This is a genomic window from Ruegeria conchae, assembly GCF_000192475.1.
GTDB lineage: Bacteria > Pseudomonadota > Alphaproteobacteria > Rhodobacterales > Rhodobacteraceae > Ruegeria > Ruegeria conchae.
The window spans coordinates 161,044-179,277 of sequence record NZ_AEYW01000003.1; the positions used below are offsets into that span (position 1 = coordinate 161,044).

At 58.4% G+C, this 18,234-nt stretch carries 16 protein-coding genes; 14 read left to right on the plus strand and 2 right to left on the minus strand.

The window, feature by feature from the left end:
* Window positions 1-74: 74 nt before the first annotated feature.
* Window positions 75-908 carry a bifunctional allantoicase/(S)-ureidoglycine aminohydrolase gene (locus G7G_RS0102790; RefSeq protein ID WP_010438088.1) on the minus strand — a complete coding sequence of 278 codons (834 nt, stop codon included), beginning with the start codon at window positions 906-908 and terminating at the stop codon, window positions 75-77.
* Window positions 909-1,084: 176 nt separating this feature from the next.
* Between G7G_RS0102790 and G7G_RS0102795 the strand changes: the two genes are divergently transcribed.
* From G7G_RS0102795 to G7G_RS0102815, 5 genes are all read left to right on the plus strand, one after another.
* Complete coding sequence (locus G7G_RS0102795; protein ID WP_010438090.1) at window positions 1,085-1,441, plus strand: hypothetical protein; 357 nt, start codon at window positions 1,085-1,087, stop codon at window positions 1,439-1,441.
* A 212-nt stretch (window positions 1,442-1,653) separates the two neighbouring features.
* Window positions 1,654-2,889 carry an acyl-CoA dehydrogenase family protein gene (locus G7G_RS0102800; protein WP_010438092.1) on the plus strand — a complete coding sequence of 412 codons (1,236 nt, stop codon included), beginning with the start codon at window positions 1,654-1,656 and terminating at the stop codon, window positions 2,887-2,889.
* Window positions 2,890-2,905: 16 nt separating this feature from the next.
* Window positions 2,906-3,706, plus strand: coding sequence for a thioesterase family protein (locus G7G_RS0102805; RefSeq protein ID WP_010438094.1), 801 nt, complete (start codon window positions 2,906-2,908; stop codon window positions 3,704-3,706).
* A 70-nt stretch (window positions 3,707-3,776) separates the two neighbouring features.
* Complete coding sequence (locus tag G7G_RS0102810; protein ID WP_010438096.1) at window positions 3,777-4,424, plus strand: DUF1007 family protein; 648 nt, start codon at window positions 3,777-3,779, stop codon at window positions 4,422-4,424.
* The gene (locus tag G7G_RS0102815) at window positions 4,409-5,347 is read left to right on the plus strand and encodes a nickel/cobalt transporter (protein ID WP_010438097.1); all 939 of its coding nucleotides are present in this window, start codon (window positions 4,409-4,411) and stop codon (window positions 5,345-5,347) included. Before G7G_RS0102810 ends, G7G_RS0102815 begins: the two co-directional genes overlap by 16 nt.
* Before the next feature lie 2 nt (window positions 5,348-5,349).
* Here the strand turns inward: G7G_RS0102815 and truA are convergent, their stop codons facing one another.
* Entirely contained in the window at window positions 5,350-6,117 is a 768-nt protein-coding gene (gene truA, locus G7G_RS0102820; protein WP_010438098.1) for a tRNA pseudouridine(38-40) synthase TruA, read from the minus strand.
* A 107-nt stretch (window positions 6,118-6,224) separates the two neighbouring features.
* Here truA and G7G_RS0102825 point away from each other — a divergent pair, with 107 nt between their 5' ends.
* The 9 genes from G7G_RS0102825 (at window position 6,225) to G7G_RS0102865 (ending at window position 18,208) form a co-directional block, all read left to right on the plus strand.
* A complete protein-coding gene (locus G7G_RS0102825) occupies window positions 6,225-7,640 on the plus strand; it encodes a YcjX family GTP-binding protein (protein ID WP_010438099.1) in 1,416 nt (471 codons plus the stop codon).
* The gene (locus G7G_RS0102830) at window positions 7,637-8,092 is read left to right on the plus strand and encodes a GNAT family N-acetyltransferase (RefSeq protein ID WP_010438100.1); all 456 of its coding nucleotides are present in this window, start codon (window positions 7,637-7,639) and stop codon (window positions 8,090-8,092) included. The genes G7G_RS0102825 and G7G_RS0102830 overlap by 4 nt, the downstream gene beginning before the upstream one ends.
* Window positions 8,085-9,074, plus strand: a complete 990-nt coding sequence (locus G7G_RS0102835) for a YcjF family protein (protein WP_010438101.1) — start codon at window positions 8,085-8,087, stop codon at window positions 9,072-9,074. The genes G7G_RS0102830 and G7G_RS0102835 overlap by 8 nt, the downstream gene beginning before the upstream one ends.
* A gap of 54 nt (window positions 9,075-9,128) precedes the next feature.
* Complete coding sequence (locus G7G_RS0102840; protein ID WP_010438103.1) at window positions 9,129-9,839, plus strand: VIT1/CCC1 transporter family protein; 711 nt, start codon at window positions 9,129-9,131, stop codon at window positions 9,837-9,839.
* Window positions 9,840-9,954: 115 nt separating this feature from the next.
* Window positions 9,955-11,238: a DoxX-like family protein gene (locus G7G_RS0102845; RefSeq protein WP_010438106.1), complete on the plus strand. Its 1,284-nt coding sequence runs from the start codon at window positions 9,955-9,957 to the stop codon at window positions 11,236-11,238.
* Entirely contained in the window at window positions 11,238-11,720 is a 483-nt protein-coding gene (locus G7G_RS0102850; protein WP_010438107.1) for a DUF2269 family protein, read from the plus strand. The genes G7G_RS0102845 and G7G_RS0102850 overlap by 1 nt, the downstream gene beginning before the upstream one ends.
* A 110-nt stretch (window positions 11,721-11,830) precedes the next feature.
* Window positions 11,831-14,530, plus strand: coding sequence for a DUF2339 domain-containing protein (locus G7G_RS0102855; RefSeq protein ID WP_238528754.1), 2,700 nt, complete (start codon window positions 11,831-11,833; stop codon window positions 14,528-14,530).
* Window positions 14,531-14,694: 164 nt separating this feature from the next.
* Entirely contained in the window at window positions 14,695-17,613 is a 2,919-nt protein-coding gene (gene ileS / locus G7G_RS0102860) for an isoleucine--tRNA ligase (protein ID WP_010438110.1), read from the plus strand.
* A gap of 136 nt (window positions 17,614-17,749) precedes the next feature.
* Window positions 17,750-18,208, plus strand: a complete 459-nt coding sequence (locus G7G_RS0102865; protein WP_010438112.1) for a methylated-DNA--[protein]-cysteine S-methyltransferase — start codon at window positions 17,750-17,752, stop codon at window positions 18,206-18,208.
* The last annotated feature ends 26 nt before the right edge of the window (window positions 18,209-18,234 follow it).

Genomic DNA, 18,234 nt, shown 5'->3' on the forward strand with positions numbered 1-18,234 from the left:
TGAAAACTTATGTAATTTCATCAGATTCCAGCGATTCTGTGAACCCCTATACCGGACATTAACGCTATGGTCGTCTATCGCGAGGGAACCGACAGAGGCATATGCCGATTTACATCTTTATATAACAGATACCGGAACCGACCCGGACCACCCGCATAACAGGCTTGGGGGCAGAAAGCGCGCAGCCACATATAATCTCCGGCCTCGACCTCGACCCAATCCTGATTGAGTCGATAAACCGCCTTGCCCTCCAGCACATAAAGGCCGTGTTCCATCACATGGGTTTCTGCAAATGGGATTACGCCACCGGGCTCGAAATTGACGATGTTGACATGCATGTCATGCCGCAGGTCATGCGGATCGGTAAAACGCGTGGTAGACCAACGCCCTTCGGTGCCGGGCATCTCGACGGGCGTCACCTCGCATTCGTTGGTGATGATCGGATCAGGGGCTGGCAGACCGGGCACGGCCTGATAGGCTTTGCGAACCCAATGGAACCGGGCAACGGAATCGGCGCGATTGTGCAGGGTCCAGTCACTTCCGGGTGGGATATAGGCATATCCTCCGGTCTCAAGTACGTGCTCCGCTTGGTTCAACGTCAGGGTTACAGAGCCTTCGACGACAAAAATCACACCTTGTGCGTTTGGGTCTGTTTCCGGAGTATCACTGCCGCCACTGGGCTGAACCTCCATGATGTATTGCGAGAATGTTTCGGCAAACCCACTCAGAGGCCGCGAAAGAACCCACAGGCGTGTCCCTTCCCAGAAAGGAAGAAAGCTGGTGACGATGTCGCGCATCGTGCCTTTCGGGATCACCGCATAGGCGTCGGTGAACATGGCGCGGTCAGTCAATAACTGCTCTTGCCCCGGGTGACCGCCTGTAGGTGCATAGTATTTTGGATGTGTCATCAAATGCCTCTGGTTCGTCTTGGGATAATATGAGGCGAACTGGCGGAGGGACCTAGCACCCGCCTTGCAATAGGTTTGTTCGGGATAATTTGAAGGTGACCAAGTTGGGCTTGGCCACACACGCACAGAGGTATATCTATGAGCGTGAAAGTTGTTCAGATCGGCGAGGCCCCATAATGAAAGCCTTCTTTTATTCAGCGCTCGTTACCGTTCTATTACTGGGTTCGAGTGGAATCGCTCAGGCCAAATCGATTTCCCGAATCATCGCGGAAATGGGGTTGAGCCCCGCGGATTTCGAAGTGCTAAGCGCCACCTCGAATGCGTTGTTGTCCTCAGGCTCGCCCTCGGTTGGGCAAGAGAGGGCATGGCTTAATCAGGATACGGGCTCAAAAGGGACGATCCGGGTTCACAGCGTTCAGGATAATTGCGTAATACTCCAGCATATTGTGCAGCCCGAAGGCGCGGAACAGGCTCGGGATATCAGAACACGCCGTTGCAGAACTGCCGATGGTAACTGGATACTGGCACCTTAGACGCTGTCACTGGGTCGGCGTCTGACCTCATGTATCTACGCCCGATCCAATCGAACGTTTCTGCCGCGACCGCAGGCACCTCACTGTGATGCAGTGTATGGTGTCGTTTTATCTGAATGACGTTCCGTCACCCAACTGGACAGTGTCATAGGTGCTGAGCCATCCTCGGACCCAAGCGTCGGGTGCGCGCGGTGCTGTAGAGAGGACTATACATGACCATAACATTCGGACTGCGCGATGAGAATCGTGCCTTGTTGCAACGTGTTGCTGATATGATCCGGGATGAGGTCTTGCCGCTTGAGCAGGAATATCATGCCGAGATCAACAAAGGTGATCGCTGGCAATACACCGAGCGTCAGGCCGAAATCCTCGAAGGTCTAAAGGACAAGGCCAAAGCGGCTGGGCTGTGGAACTTCTGGCTAACGGACAGTGATAAGGGCTTTGGCCTCAGTACAGTTGAGTACGCCTATTTTGCCGAAGAAATGGGTAAGACCCCTTTGGGGGCTGAAGTATTTAATTGCTCTGCGCCTGACACCGGGAATATGGAGGTCTTTGAGCGCTACGGCACCGCCGCGATGAAGGAACAATGGCTGAAGCCATTGCTCGATGGCCAAATCAGGTCGGCCTATCTGATGACCGAACCGGATGTGGCGTCGTCGGATGCCACGAATATCTCGATGTCCTGTGTGCGGGACGGTGCTGACTACATTCTGAATGGTGAGAAATGGTGGTCTTCCGGGGCAGGTGATCCGCGCTGCAAGGTCTATATCGTGATGGTCAAAACGGGCGGAGATGATCTGCAGAAACACCAGCGCCAGTCGATGATCGTGGTGCCAGCAGGCACGCCTGGCATCGAGGTATTGCGGCCGATGGAAGTCTACGGCCACGACGATGCACCTCATGGTCACATGCATATCCGTTTCACAGATGTCCGGGTTCCAGCCGAGAACATCCTGCTGGGCGAAGGGCGCGGGTTCGAGATCGCGCAGGGTCGTCTGGGGCCGGGTCGCATTCATCATTGCATGCGCGCCATCGGTCAGGCCGAAGCTGCATTGGAGCAAATGTGCAAGCGGTCACTGCAACGCCAAGCATTCGGGAAGAAGCTGGCGCAACTGGGCGCCAACTACGACATCATTGCCGAATGTCGGATGGAGATCGAAATGGCCCGACTGCTGTGCCTAAAGGCGGCATGGTACATGGATCAGGGCGATGCGCGGGCGGCGGCCCCTTGGATCAGCCAGATCAAGGTCGTGGCGCCTAAAGTTGCGCTGAAGGTTATCGACGAGGCTGTGCAGATGTTTGGCGCGCAGGGTATCAGCCAGGATACACCTTTGGCGAACGCGTGGACTCATGTACGCACCTTGCGTCTGGCGGATGGACCCGACGCGGTGCATCGTCGCCAGGTCGCCCGCGCCGAACTAAAGAAGTACACGCAGGAAAAAGTCTGAGGCAGAAGCAACCGCGATGATATCGGATGTGTTGGGGAAGGCGTATTTTCATCAGAATACGCAAGGTGAGTTTGTCGGCAATGATCCCGCGCGCGGGCCCTGGTCCGCAGATAACTGTCATGCGGGGCCAGTCAGTGGCCTGATTGTACGAGCGGCCGAGACCGAGGTCGGACCAGATAAGATGTTGACCCGCCTCACGGTCAATTTGCTGCGCCCGCTGCCTTTGGCCGGTTTGCGGGTCGCGGCGGAGACCACGCGCCACACAAAAACGCTGGCGACCACACGCGTCACCGTTCATGACCTGGATGATACGCTTTGTGCAACGGCAACCACCATGCATGTGGCGCGCAGGGACCTTGGGTCTGTTCCCAATGTCGACCTGCCCGCACCGCGATTGGAAGATGTCGTCGATGGCCCATTTCCAATCGGTGAAATGCGGCATGATCTGCCTGGCTTTGCCCATCACTCAGAAATTGGCTATCCAGCTGGCGGCAATCAGGGCGCTGGTCCCAAAATCGTGTGGATGCGCACGCCCCCCTTGGTTGATGGCGAAGATCCCTCGCCGATACAGGCGCTCTGCCCGCTCGCGGATTGTGGTAATGGCATATCATGGAATGCGCCCACGACCGAGATGGGATTCATGAACACCGATCTGACGATACAAGTCCATCGAGAGCCCACCTCAGACTGGCTGGCCTCCGATTCGATTTCGCACTGGCAGCCGTCGGGGATTGGTATGTCGCAGTCGGTTTTGTTTGACACGCAGGGACCTGTGGGAACGGCGCTACAGACTCTGGTTCTGTTTCCGCCCAATTAACTCGGCTAGATTCTGCGATACTCCGGGGAACCGGATTGCCGATGCCTGCCCCGCACCCTATCTTTGCGCTATGCGTTGGATTGCGACCCTTCTAACCTGCTGCCTGCCATTTCCGGTTTTGGCCCACCCGCACGTCTTTATCGACACGGGACTGGAGTTCGTGGTCGATGACGCAGGCAACCTGACCCATGTGCGTGTGACCTGGGCCTATGATGAATTCTATTCGCTGCTGGTGCTGGAAGACATGAGATTGGATCAGGACGGCGATGGCGTGCTGACCGAAGCGGAAGAAAAATTTCTAAGCGGCTTCGATGCGCAATGGGTTGAAGGGTACAACGGCGATTTGGTCATTCGTATGGGCGAGACCGTGATCCCCCTGTCTGGCCCGTTAGAGCCACAAGCGACGACTGAAGATGCACGTATCGTGACCACGCATTTGCGCTCGGTAGAAGGCACGCCCGTTCCGGCAAGTGACCTGTCGATCAAAGCCTTTGATGAGAGCTTTTACACCGCCTACGAGGTGACCCGGCCTGTGACGGTTTCGGGTCCTGTCATCTGTCAGATTGACCGGAGCGATCCAGACATTGACGCAGAACTGGCGCAGATGCAGGCGTTTTTACGGACACTCGATGCCGACTATGACCTCGAGGAGAACGACATCCCCTTGGTTGGTGAGAAATTCGCAACTGAGATCAGACTTTCATGTCCAAATACCTGATCGTTCCCGTCGTTATCGCTTGCGGGTTGCTCCTTTGGTTCTGGGGCAGCGGTGGCTTTGATCATCTGGCTGCATGGGCGGCTGATGAGCAGCGGGAGTTCCAGAACCAGATCGCTCGCGCCTTGCGTGCAGCCCGGGCCGAGCAGCCCGAAGCTATCGCGACGCTACTGGCCGTCTGTTTCGCCTATGGTTTTTTCCACGCCATTGGACCAGGTCATGGCAAGGTATTAATCGGGGGGTACGGGTTGGGCCGTCGTGTCGCGTTTTGGCGACTATCCGCGATCAGTGTTTTGTCGAGTCTGGGTCAAGCAGTCACGGCAATCGTGTTGGTTTATGCGGGTGTTCTCGTGTTCCAGATGTCGCGCGAGACGTTGGTAGGCACGACCGAACAGGTCATGGCGCCGATCAGCTATGGCATGATTGCGGTAATCGGCTTGTGGTTGATCTTTCGCGCGCTGCGCAGCTTTGTACGGCATCGCAAAAGCCAGACATCGCATACACACGACCACCATCATCATGCGCACAACCCTGATCACCATCATCACGACCACGACGTCTGCGCGGATTGTGGCCACCGTCACGGCCCGACAGCCGAAGAGGTCGCTCAGGTCGGCAGCGTGCGCGAGGCAATGGTTTTGGTCGCAGGCATCGCTGCACGACCCTGTGCCGGGGCGTTGTTTGTACTGATTCTGACTTGGCAGATGGGTATCGCGATGGTTGGCATCGCGGGCGCGTTCGCTATGGCGCTGGGCACTGCAACGGTGACGACTCTGGTCGGATGGACGTCCTTCGGGCTGCGCGGCGGGTTGCTTGCCTCAGCCTCGGCCACGCGCTTTGCATCAGTGCTGGCCCCTACAATCGAACTGGTTGCAGGACTAATCATCGCTGTGATTGCAAGCGGGCTGCTGCTTCGGGCTTTGTAACCTTAGTCGAAAACTGGCTCCGGATATCCGACCCTTGCCAAATACAGCCCCTGCGGGGGGCAAACTGGGCCACAAGCCGAGCGATCAACTGCCACCAGCGCTTCGCGCACGTCCTCGGGCGTCCACGCTCCGGCCCCCACGCGCTCTAACGTTCCAACAAAGCTACGTACCTGATTGTGCAGGAATGATCGGGCGCGGACGTGAAAGTGGATTTCGGGGCCAGAGAAGCCCTGCACCCGTTCCACCCGCAATTCATCCAGCGTTTTAACAGGGCTGGCGGCCTGGCAGATGGAGGATCGGAAGGTGGTGAAATCATGACGCCCGATCAGAATATCCGCCCCGGCCTGCATCGCTGCGACATCCAGGGTATGATTAATCTGCCAGACCTGTCCCCGATCATGAGTCGCAGGCGCCCGACGCATCAGGATGCGGAACAGATACTGCCGCTCTAGCGCCGAAAAGCGGGCGTGCCAGTCATCATCCACCCGCGCGGCGTTCACGATGGCGACGGGCTGCGGCTTGAGGTGGTAATTCAGCGCCTCGGACAGACGGAACGGATCCCAGTCCTTGACCAGATCGCAATGGGCCACTTGCCCCAGCGCGTGAACTCCTGCGTCCGTACGTCCGGCGGCAGCAATGGTATGTTCGCCGGGTTCGATCCGCGACAATGCGTGTTCGATGGCACCCTGAACCGAGGGTAGCTCTTTCTGCCGTTGCCATCCGGCGAACGGTTCCCCTTGGTATTCGACTTTCAGCGCGTATCTGGGCATGAGGCGCTGGTATCGCGCCTTGGTCGGTCGGGCAAGGGGGCGAAAGCTCTGGCAAGTGCGGTAACCGCTACCTATCTTGGGCAAAACGATAATTGCGGGGCGACAGCTTGGTCATCTCATCATTTGCAGACAGTCTGGTGCGCGGTGTCGAATCCGTGGGCGACCGCGTGTCCGAGACGTTCTTTGAGCCGGTCATTCGGCTGGGCGTTACGGGATTGGCGCGGTCTGGTAAAACCGTATTTATCACATCGCTGGTGGCCAACCTCCTGGACCGCGGCCGTATGACCGGGTTGGTGGCGCAGCGAGAGGGGCGGATCACCGCCAGCTATCTGCAACCCCAACCCGACGATACCGTGCCCCGGTTCGATTTCGAATCCCATCTGTCAGCGCTCACGGGGCCTACACCGCACTGGCCAGACAGCACAAGGGCGGTATCGGAACTTCGCCTGTCGTTCAAAGTCCAGCCCGCGGGTCTGCTGTCAGGGCTACAGGGGCCGCGAACTTTGCATCTGGACATCGTGGATTATCCCGGTGAATGGTTGCTGGATTTGGCCCTGCTGGAAAAATCCTACGAGGACTGGTCGCGTGGCACGTTGGAGCACATATCCAACCGTCCACAAGCAGAGGCGTTTCTGGCCAAGGTCAGAGCGGCCGACCCAACCGCGCCACATGATGAGCCCCAGGCGCAGGACCTCGCCCGCAGCTTCACCGAATACCTGAATACCGCGCGTGAGGCCGGGTTCTATGACTGCACCCCCGGTCGGTTTCTCCTGCCGGGTGATCTTGCCGGGTCCCCAGTGCTGACCTTCGCACCTTTGCCAGTGTCCGAGACGTCACGCCGCCGTTCACTGCACCGCGAGATGGAGCGGCGGTACGAGGCGTATAAAGCGCAGGTGGTCAAACCCTTCTTCCGCGATCACTTTGCCCGGATCGACCGGCAGATCGTTCTGGTCGATGCGCTGGGCGCGATCCACAAAGGCCCGCAAACGGTTGAAGATATGCGCCGCGCCATGGCCGAAATCCTGTCGGCCTTCCGCCCCGGTCGCAATGCGTGGCTGAACAAACTGCTGCTTGGCAAGCGGGTCGAGCGTATCCTGTTTGCGGCCACCAAAGCGGACCATCTGCACCATCTGCAGCACCCACGCCTGACCGCGATTATTGAGGCTCTGACCCGTGAAGCGCGCGATCGCGCCAGCTTTGCGGGCGCTGAGACGGCGGCCTTATCGTTGGCTTCGCTTCGAACCACGACGGAAGAGATGCGCAGCCATAACGGCGTTGAACTCCCTTGCGTGCGCGGTACTCTGCTGGACAGTGGCAAGCAGGCGGCGTTCTATCCCGGTGATCTGCCAGAGGACCCGGCCCATCTGCTTGGCCCCGCGCGAAACGGGGCCGAAGGTTGGTTGGGCGAGGATTATGGCTATATGGCCTTCGCACCGGCGCATCTGACCCTGAATCCCGGAGACGGCCCACCGCATATTCGATTAGACCGAGCCGCGCAATTCCTGATCGGAGATCGGTTGTGAACGCGATCCTCCGCCCAGCACGCAGTACCGATGCCGGAACCACCGGCGCAATTCTGCACGGGTTTGCACGGGAAAATGACTGGATGCCAGAGCTGCATTCCGAAGCTGAAACCATCGCATTTTGCGGTCGCATGATTGATTTGGGCTGGGTCACTGTCGCCGAGGTGCAGGGCCTGGTCGCCGGATTTCTGGCGTTGGATGGGGAAGAAGTGCAGTCGCTCTATTTGACAGCACCGGCGCGTGGGCAGGGGATCGGAAAGCAATTGCTTGATCTTGCGAAGACGCAGCGCCCCAATCTCAAACTATATGCGTTTCAGGCCAATCACCGCGCCTGTCGGTTCTATGAACGCAACGGGTTTGTAGAGGTCGCGCGCAGCGACGGGTCCGAGAATGACGAAAACCTGCCAGATATCGAATATGTCTGGACACGTAAGGAGGAGGTCGATGGCTAAGGGCCCCGTGCTGATTGATCTGGAAGACGACACCCCGGCAGCCGATGTTTCAACCGCACCACCCGTACCTGATATTGCACCTCCTCAGGGGCAGGCGATGCAGGCCGCTGTTCGGTTTGCAGCCCGAAAACCATCGGCATTGGCGCGCTGGTTTTGGGGTTTGGCGCTTGCAGTCGTAGGCGCGGTGGTCTCGGTTGCGGCGTGGGATTTTGCCATGTCGCTGCTGGAACGCGCCCCAATTCTGGGGTGGATCGTCACGGGCCTGATCGCCGCGCTTTTGCTGGTCGTGCTGGTTATCGCACTACGTGAATTGGCCGCGATTAGTCGCCTTGCTCGCGTGGACGGGTTACGCCGCGCTGCCGATGCTGCGTTAGCAGACGAGGACTTGTCGCAAGCCCGCGCCGTCACCACACGGCTGATTGCATTCTACAAGGGGCGTGATGAAACCCGCTGGGGCCGCGACCGTCTGAACGAACGCATGGGAGAGCAATTCGATGCCGCAACCCTGCTGAGCTTGGCCGAAGACGAACTTTTGGCCTCGCTGGACGCCGCCGCCAGTCGCGAGGTCGAGGCCGCAGCCCGGCAGGTCGCTACCGTGACCGCTCTGGTGCCACTTGCGCTGGCTGACGTCGCAACGGCGTTGGCAAGTTCATTGCGCATGATCCGACGCGTCGCCGAGATTTACGGCGGTCGGGCGGGCTTTCTTGGCAGTTGGCGCCTGACCCGTGCTGTGTTTGTGCATTTGGTTGCAACCGGTGCCGTAGCTGTAGGGGATGATTTACTGGAGCCGATCCTGGGCGGCTCAGTCCTCAGCAAACTGTCTCGCCGGTTCGGCGAGGGCTTGGTCAATGGTGCGTTAACAGCTCGCGTTGGCGTCGCCGCGATGGAGGTGTGCCGACCTCTGCCCTTTTCAAAACGCCACAAACCCTCGACGCGGGGCATGATCAAACGCGCACTTAGCGGGCTGTTTTTCAAGAGTTGATCTGGCGCAAGGCCACAATAGCATGGATCCGTCATAAAAAAGTCGGAGCAAGCCATGACCGATCACGGCCACAGCCAGCAAGAGATTACCGAACGGATCAATGCCCCGCCTGGACGTGGTGTGTTGCGTGATGTGGTCTATGGCGGCATCGATGGATCGGTCACCACGTTCGCCATCGTCGCCGGTGTCGCGGGGGCGGGGCTATCGCCATTTGTCATCGTAGCGCTCGGGTTGGCCAATGTGCTGGCGGATGGGTTCTCGATGGCGGCGGGCAACTATTCTGGCACCAAGGCTGAAATCGACAACATCCATCGCATCCGCGCCATCGAGGAACAGCATATCAGGCTTTATCCGGACGGAGAGCGCAAGGAAGTACGCGAAATCCTTACGCAAAAAGGTCTGTCGGGCCGCGTGTTGGACGAGGCCACGGATGAGATCACCTCAAACCACGACAATTGGATTAACCTGATGATCGAGGGCGAATACGGGTTAGGCAGCGTCGACCCGCACCCGCTGAAAGCCGCAATGGCGACGTTCTTTGCTTTTCTAGTCGCGGGTATGATTCCATTGCTGCCATTCCTTTTCTCGATTGAAGGTGCGTTTACCGTTTCGGCCTGGATGACGGCAGGTGTATTCTTTGCCATCGGAGCCATGAAAAGCCGCTGGTCCCTTGCGCCTTGGTGGCGATCCGGGGCCGAAACACTTCTGATCGGTGGTCTGGCCGCTGGGATCGCATTCTTGGTCGGTTCCCTGTTCCATCCCTGATCGGTGCTGTTGTCGCAGACAGCTCAGTCAAGCTGGTCGCAGGGGTTTGATCCGCTAGGGTGACGTAAACACGTGTGGGTCAACCTGTGGCAGCGAAGTTGAAAGAAAAACAGTATTGGTGCTGGGCGCCTATGGTTTCATCGGCGCGGCTGTTGTTCGGGCGCTGCATGCAGATGGTCTCGAGGTCAAGGGCCTTATACGCAGCCGAAAGACAGCGGGACGTGTCTTGCCCGATGTCGATTTGGTGTCGGGCGACCTGCGTGACTTTAGATCAGCCGGGGACTGGAGGCCACTCCTCACAGGTGTGGATGTGGTAGTGAATTGCGCCGGGGCGCTGCAGGATGGGGGACAAGACGATCTGCGCGCAGTGCATTACACGGCTATTGCATCGCTGGGACAGGCTTGTGCCGAGGCAGGCGTTTCAATCGTCCAGGTCTCGGCAATCGGGGCCGACACCGATGCCACGACCGAGTTCATGCGCTCCAAGGCGGACGGGGATGCGGCCCTACGCGCAAGTGGCGCGACTTTGTGGTGCTTCAAGCCCGGGTTGGTGATCGGACAGAGCGATTATGGCGGCACGGCGCTGTTGCGAATGCTGGCGGCAGTGCCTTTCGTACAGCCGGTCGCCTTTCCTGGAACTCCGGTGCAATGTGTCGGGATGCGAGACCTGTGCGCCGCCGTCTTGTCAGCCATTCGCGACGATCTGCCGCCAGGTAGCTACGATCTGGTGGAAGATACGCCGCAACCGCTGTCGCGGGTTTTGTCAGTGACACGACACTGGCTTGGCTTTTCGCCTGCACACTTAACTATCACAATGCCACCAAAGGTAACGAAAGTCGTCGCGGCTGTGGCAGATCTGCTTGGGTACCTTGGGTGGCGATCACCGCTGCGGAGTACGGCGATGAAGGTAATGGCGCAAGGGGTGACAGGCGACCCTGAGCCATATCGCCGTGCTACGGGCCGCTCTCTGGCCGGATTAGAGGAGATTTATGGCGGGCTGGCTTGCGCGAAAGAACACAGGCTGACAGCTCGGATGACGTTGCTGATGCCGGTCGTTATTGCTGTGCTCTGCCTCTTCTGGGTCCTATCCGGTATGTTCGGACTAACGGGTCTTTCTCAGGCAGCCGAAGTCCTTACGAGGAATGGTTGGTCAGGCGCCATCGCAAATGCAAGCGTAGTGTTCTGGTCATTGATTGACATAATGCTGGGGCTGGCAATTCTGTGGCGCCCTTGGGCGGCCCGCGTTTGTTTGGCTCAAGCCGCGATCGCCATGTTTTATTTGATAGCCGCAACGTTGATGGCACCAGAGCTTTGGCTAGATCCGCTGGGACCATTGGTCAAAATCGCGCCCGCATTGATGCTGTCATTGGTTGCTCGACCCATGTTGGAGAGCCGCTAATGGACCCGGACCTGTTTCTGCGCTGGCTGCATGTGATCGGAGCGTGTGTTCTGTTGGGAACAGGCGCGGGCATCGCCTTTTTCATGCTGATGGCGCATCGAACAGCAGACGCGAGGATTATCGCCCATACTGCAGGTATCGTGGTGTTGGCCGACATGATTTTCACCGCAACCGCGGTCGTACTACAGCCTGTGACGGGCGCACTGTTGTTGGCATGGCGCTTAGGTTGGTCTCTGACAGAGGATTGGATCGTGGCGTCTGTGCTGCTTTATATTCCGACCGGCCTGTTCTGGTTGCCTGTGGTTTGGATACAAATCAGGCTGCGGGATTATGCAAGACTGGCCAATCACGATGGGACTGCTTTGCCGGTTGCATATTTCCGATTGTTCCGCCTTTGGTTCGCCTGCGGCATTCCGGCCTTTGTTGCTGTGCTGACAATCGTCTGGTTGATGCTGGCGCGCCCCAACTTGGCGCTGTTTTAGGCAGGCTTGCAAAGCAACATACGGTAATCATGTGGATTTCCTTACTATAAACCTGCCGATCACCGCGATACGTTTGATGTATCCTACCTCGGAGGTTTCGGTTGGAATCCTTGCTTGTTCTCATTGGCCTGATCGTTCTGGCCATTCCTGCTTCGATCATCGTATTGCTGGTTGGCCAATCGCGGTTGCGCAAACGGGTAGAACAGCTTGAGCGGCAACTTGCAGGGCAAATGCCCGAAAGCACTGCTGAGGCACCCAAAACGTCCCGATCAGAACCCACGACCGCGCAAGCTAAGCCTGCGCCTTGGGCAGCAGCAAAAGCTTCAACCACCACCGACGAAGGTCTAACGGAGACACCGCAAGCTCCCGAGATCAAAGATCCTCCAGCCAGTATCGTATTTCGTGAAGAAAAAATCGCGGCGCTGGGCGCGTGGTTGCGCGAAAACTGGTTCTACGCGGTATCAGCGCTCTCGCTGGCGCTGGCGGGGATCTTTCTGGTTCAGTATGGGGTCGAAAACGGGTTGTTGCCCCCCACGGCGCGGGTCGCTGCTGCGCTGGTCTTTGGCTTGCTGCTGATCGGCGCGGGTGAGGTGATCCGCCGTCGGTTCGGTGATGATGAGGAGGCCTCAACCGCTTATCTCCCATCGGTATTTTCAGGCGCAGGGCTGGTCACCCTGTTAGGCGGCGTTCTGGCTGCACGCCAGCTTTATGATCTGATTGGGCCCGAGGCAGCATTGGCCGGGTTGGTTGTCATCGCGCTGTTCGGGCTCGTGTTGGGTTGGTTCCATGGGCCGCTATTGGCGGCTGTTGGCCTGATCGGAGCTTTTGCCGCCCCCTTTGCCGTGGGTGGTTCCTCGGATGATCCGAGCTGGCTCTACGGTTACTTTATCATAATCGCCGTATTGGGTCTGGGAATTGATACAGTCAGGCGTTGGGCGTGGATTTCGGTGTTGACCCTAATTGGCGCCTATGGGGCCGCGTTTCTGCTGGTACTGTCTTCGCCGTCGACCGAGCCCGGGTATCTAACCTGCGTCACGGCACTGGCGATCATTGCGATTGCGATACCCATACGGCGTATCTGGCCAAACCACTCTGGTGCGATGGTGACCGAGATTATCCGACGCCGGAAAGGAGAACCATGGCCCGAGTTTCCAACTCGGATTGCCTTTGGTGCGGTACTTGTTTCCTCAGTGATTTTATCGCTGCATTGGTCAGATTCAGGCGGTGAATTCTGGTTGGGCGTTGTGCTGTTCGCAGGTTTGGTATTGGCGCTGATGCTCTGGGCAAAGGATGCGCGCGCATTGCAGGATGTGACCGCATTCCCAGCACTGGGACTAATCTGGTTTGTCTTGGTGCACGGGTTGGATGGAGGCGCAGTATGGCTTCGCTTTGTGGATACCTATGCGGAAACAGCCGAGGCAGATTATCCTTGGAGCGTCACGCAATTGGTGGCCTTGGGCGCTTTAGTCACTTTGATTGCAGCTTGGCGATCCTTTCAGGCCGGACGCTATAGCGTGGTATGGGCCGGAGGGGCGGCGATATTTGCACCGGCCTTGGCGATCGCGCTTGAGGTCGGATGGCAGCCTGCTGAGGTATTAGGAGCCTACCCATGGGCGCTTCATGCCATCTCTTTGGGCGCGATGATGGTAGTTCTGGCCGAACGGTTCGCGCGGGTGGATGGTGAAAACCGTATGCGCCCTGCCTTGGCGACTCTGTCCGCTCTTTCTTGTCTCAGCTTTGCCTGCATTATTGTGCTCAGTTCGGCTGCTTTAACCGTGGCGCTTGTCGCCATGATCGTTGTGGCCGCCGCGTTGGACAGACGATTTGAACTGCCTCCGATGAGCTGGTTCATCTGGGCAGGCGTGTTCACCGTCACAGTCCGACTGGTGTTGGACCCGGGGCTTGTTTGGGCCGAAAGCGCTCCATTGCTCGAAATGACGCTGGTCTATTCGGCTGCGGTTGCCGGGTTCATCGCGGGCTGGGCGCTACTAAAGCCCCTAGACCGCCCGATTGCTTCATTGCTGCTTGAAAGCGCGGCTTGGGCGACGGCGGGGATACTGCTGTCGCTGCTGTTGCTGCGCTGGCTGGAAAGTTTCGGCGAAGGCGGTGCCACCAACAGCCACTGGGGGCTGGGATTGCTCGCGGTCATCTGGCTGCTGCTGGCTTTCGCACAGGTGCAACGGTTCAAGCTGGGCGGTAAGTTAAACTATCTGCGCTACGCCTTGGCTGCTTTCTTCGGTGCGCATGGTGTGTATCGCCTGGGTCAGGCGTTGTCAGAAGCCAACCCGCTGCTCAACCCGTTTGCGGACCCGGTACTGGGACCACTGGTTTTGAACACGCTCGCCGTTGCCTATTTGTTGCCCGCGCTGGCAATTGGTTTCTCGGCCTGGCGTGTCGTTACACAGCCCGTTCTGCTGAAACAGATCAGCTATGGAGCAGCCACAGTTCTGGCAATTGCCTGGCTGGGATTAGCGATCCGGCATGTCTGGCAGGGCGCGGGCGGTATGTATGAAGGCAACGGCGTCACTCAGCCCGAGCTTTATACTTATACAATCACGTTGTTGGTGGTCGGAGCGGCGTTGTTTTATCAATCACTGGCCCGCCACTCTGATTTGATGCGCAAGGCTGGCTTGGCTGTTATCGGGTTGGCGGTGGCCAAGGTATTTCTGATCGATATCGCCGGATTGGGAGGGCTAATCCGCGTCTTTTCTCTGCTTGCGTTAGGGCTCGCTCTGGCAGGGCTGGCATGGCTCAATCGCTGGGCCAAGCTGCGCCATTCGCCTCAGAGTGCGGAACCTCTGGACCATTGAGGGCGAGCGTCCTATAAGCGCGGCCATGTTTGACCGTCTGGCCATCATTATTCGAATTATATCCCCGGCGCTCTGATATCGCGAGACGCCGGGCAAAGGTGCTTGAGATATCGCACTGACCGCTTCGATCCACATACGACAAGATCATCCTGAGGACGCCCCAAATGTGCGCCGACACACCCCAAACACCTGACTACAAAGACACGCTGAACCTGCCCAAGACCGAATTCCCGATGCGAGCTGGCCTGCCCAAGCGCGAGCCTGCATGGCTGGAGCGCTGGGAAAAGATCGGTGTCTATGACCGCCTGCGCGAGAAAGAGGGCCGTAAACCCTTTACCCTGCACGATGGCCCCCCCTATGCGAATGGGCATCTGCATATCGGTCACGCGCTAAACAAGACCATCAAGGACATGATCGTGCGTTCGCATCAGATGATGGGCTTCGACTCGCGTTATGTGCCCGGCTGGGACTGCCACGGCTTACCGATCGAATGGAAGATCGAGGAACAGTACCGCAAGAAGGGTAAGAACAAGGACGAGGTGAACATCGTCGACTTCCGTCAGGAATGTCGCAAGTTCGCCGAAGGTTGGATCGACATTCAGCGCGAAGAGTTCAAGCGTCTTGGCATCACCGGCAACTGGCCCGATCCCTACATCACTATGGACTATCACGCCGAAGCCGTGATTGCCGACGAGTTCATGAAGTTCCTGATGAATGGGACTTTATATCAGGGCTCGAAACCCGTGATGTGGTCGCCCATCGAGAAAACCGCTCTGGCCGAAGCTGAGGTCGAGTATCACGACAAGGAAAGCTTCACCATCTGGGTGAAATTCAAGGTTGTGAACACCGGCGATGTGACGTTGGACAACGCCTATGTGGTGATCTGGACCACCACACCTTGGACAATGCCGTCGAACAAAGCCGTAGTTTATGGCGAAGACATCTCGTACGGCCTCTACGAAGTGACTGGCCGCCCTGAGGAATGCTGGGCGCGGATCGGTGAGCGTTACCTGCTGGCTGACGATCGCGCGGCGGACGTATTTGCACGTGCGCGGCTGGATGACTCGATGTACCGCCGTCTGTGCGATGTCAGTCAAGAGGATTTAGCCAAGATCCAGCTAACCCACCCGCTGGCGGGGGCCGAGGGCGGCAACGGCGAATGGGACGATATCCGTGACTTCCGCGCTGCTGAGTTTGTGACCGATACGGAAGGTACCGGTTTTGTCCATTGCGCGCCCTCGCACGGTATGGAGGAATTCGAGCTATATCGCGATCTGGGCATGCTGGAACAGGTCATCACCTATAACGTAATGGACGATGGCTCTTTCCGCGCTGATCTACCGTTCTTCGGGGGCAAATACATCCTGTCCCGCAAGGGCGGTGAGGGTGAAGCAAACAAAGCTGTCATCGACAAGCTGGCCGAGGTTGGCGGGCTGCTGGCGCGTGGCAAGATCAAGCACAGCTATCCGCATTCGTGGCGCTCGAAAGCTCCGATCATCTACCGTAACACGCCGCAGTGGTTCGCATCAGTGGACCGCAAACTGGATGACGGCGTGGGAGAGATGGGCGACACCATCCGCGAACGCGCCCTGCGGTCTATCGATGAGTTGGTCAAGTGGACCCCACAAACGGGCCGCAACCGCCTGTATTCGATGATCGAGGCGCGCCCGGACTGGGTACTGTCACGCCAACGCGCGTGGGGTGTGCCGCTGACCTGCTTCACCAAGAAGGGGGCTTTGCCCACCGACGCGGATTATCTGTTGCGCAACGCAGATCTGAACGCCCGTATCAAGGTAGCGTTCGAGAAAGACGGCGCAGATGTCTGGTACACGGACGGGTTCAAAGAAAAGATTCTCGACGGAATCGTCAACCCGGACGAGTACGACCAGGTGTTCGACGTGCTGGACGTATGGTTCGATTCGGGCTCGACCCACGCTTTCGTTCTGCGTGATCGTGAGGACGGGACCGAGGACGGTATTGCCGACGTTTATATGGAAGGTACTGACCAGCACCGCGGCTGGTTCCATTCTTCGATGCTGCAGGCATGTGGCACCAAGGGCCGTGCGCCCTATCGCAATGTGGTGACCCACGGTTTCACCTTGGATGCCAAGGGCAACAAGATGTCCAAATCGCTGGGCAACACCATCGTGCCGGAAGAGGTCGTAAAGCAATACGGCGCCGATATCCTGCGTCTGTGGGTGGCCCAGACCGACTACACCGCCGATCAGCGGATCGGGCCGGAAATCCTGAAAGGCACCGCCGACAGCTATCGCCGCCTGCGCAACACCATGCGCTTCATGTTGGGCTCGCTTGCCGATTTCACCGAAGCCGACCGCGTCGCGCCCGAGGACATGCCACGCTTGGAGCGTTGGGTGCTCAGCCGTCTTGCAGAGCTGGATGAGCAGGTGCGCAAGGGCTATGCATCCTTCGATTTTCAGGGCGTGTTCAGCGCCGTGTTCACCTTTGCCACTGTCGATCTGTCGTCCTTCTACTTCGACGTCCGCAAGGACGCGCTATATTGCGACGGTGACAGCCTGCGCCGCCGCGCCGCGCGGACGGTGCTGGATATACTGTTCCACCGCCTGACCACATGGCTGGCCCCGGTTCTGGTTTTCACCATGGAAGAGGTTTGGCTGGAACGGTTCCCGGCCGATGACAGCTCGGTCCATCTGGTCGATTTCCCTGAAACGCCCACCGACTGGCGCCATGAAGAACTGGAAGCCAGCATGGCCAAAGTCCGCCGTGTCCGCCGTGCCGTGACTGCCGCGCTGGAGATTCAGCGGCAGGACAAAGTGATCGGATCCAGCCTTGAAGCCGCTCCGATCGTGTATGTCGAGGATCAAGAAACCCGCGATCTGCTGGCATCTTTCGACGTGGATGACATGTGCATCACTTCGGGCCTGGCCGTCACAGGCGATCCGGCCCCCGCCGAGGCGTTCCGGGTGCCGGAAATCGAAGGCGTCGCCGTGGTCTTCGAAAAGGCCCAGGGAGACAAATGCCAGCGGTGCTGGAAAATCCTGCCCGATGTGGGGCTGCACGCCCATCCGGGCGTGTGCGGGCGCTGCAACGAAGCGCTGAGCTGACACCCAAACGGAGCGCGTAAGAGAGTTCGCTGATGCGAGGCTCTGCCTCGCGCTCCGTGGTATTTTTGGCCAGATGAAGGGCGGATCGTCAGGATTCGGGTTGCAGGTGTGACGAAACATCTGCAACCGTTCTCTTATGCCGATGATCGCCGTAGAAACTCAGTTTGGTTGCCTTGGTGTCGAAGAGATCGATGGCGCTATTACACGACTTGTCTGGAATGGCCGAGACGAAGGCCCGGCCACCCCGGTTCTGCAAGAGGCGGCGGCGCAATTGCGTGCTTATGACGAAGGGCGTTTGCAGCAGTTCGATCTGCCCTATTGGATCAAGGGGTCAGAATTTCAGCGTCGCGTGTGCGATGCGATGTATGCCATCCCGTTCGGGGATACGCGCACCTACGGCGAGTTGGCCGACGAGCTTGGATACTCTGCGCAAGCGGTTGGGCGGGGATGCGGTGGGAATCCCATCCCGATTATCATTCCCTGTCACCGGGTTCTGGGTGCGGATGGCAAGATGGTCGGGTTTTCAGGGCATGGTGGAGTAGAGACCAAAGTGGCTCTGCTGCGTCACGAAGGTGCTGCCAGCCTGTTGATCTGATCTGCACTTACCTGTTGCATTCAGAG

What these genes read in the sequence shown, in the direction of transcription:
- G7G_RS0102835 (WP_010438101.1), top strand. Translation starts at nt 8,085, where the DNA reads ATGGCTAAGGGCCCCGTGCTGATTGATCTGGAAGACGACACCCCGGCA.
- G7G_RS0102850 (WP_010438107.1), top strand. Translation starts at nt 11,238, where the DNA reads ATGGACCCGGACCTGTTTCTGCGCTGGCTGCATGTGATCGGAGCGTGT.
- G7G_RS0102805 (WP_010438094.1), top strand. Translation starts at nt 2,906, where the DNA reads ATGATATCGGATGTGTTGGGGAAGGCGTATTTTCATCAGAATACGCAA.
- G7G_RS0102840 (WP_010438103.1), top strand. Translation starts at nt 9,129, where the DNA reads ATGACCGATCACGGCCACAGCCAGCAAGAGATTACCGAACGGATCAAT.
- G7G_RS0102815 (WP_010438097.1), top strand. Translation starts at nt 4,409, where the DNA reads ATGTCCAAATACCTGATCGTTCCCGTCGTTATCGCTTGCGGGTTGCTC.
- G7G_RS0102800 (WP_010438092.1), top strand. Translation starts at nt 1,654, where the DNA reads ATGACCATAACATTCGGACTGCGCGATGAGAATCGTGCCTTGTTGCAA.
- truA (WP_010438098.1), bottom strand. Translation starts at nt 6,117, where the DNA reads ATGCCCAGATACGCGCTGAAAGTCGAATACCAAGGGGAACCGTTCGCC.
- ileS (WP_010438110.1), top strand. Translation starts at nt 14,695, where the DNA reads ATGTGCGCCGACACACCCCAAACACCTGACTACAAAGACACGCTGAAC.
- G7G_RS0102795 (WP_010438090.1), top strand. Translation starts at nt 1,085, where the DNA reads ATGAAAGCCTTCTTTTATTCAGCGCTCGTTACCGTTCTATTACTGGGT.
- G7G_RS0102810 (WP_010438096.1), top strand. Translation starts at nt 3,777, where the DNA reads ATGCGTTGGATTGCGACCCTTCTAACCTGCTGCCTGCCATTTCCGGTT.
- G7G_RS0102865 (WP_010438112.1), top strand. Translation starts at nt 17,750, where the DNA reads ATGCCGATGATCGCCGTAGAAACTCAGTTTGGTTGCCTTGGTGTCGAA.
- G7G_RS0102790 (WP_010438088.1), bottom strand. Translation starts at nt 908, where the DNA reads ATGACACATCCAAAATACTATGCACCTACAGGCGGTCACCCGGGGCAA.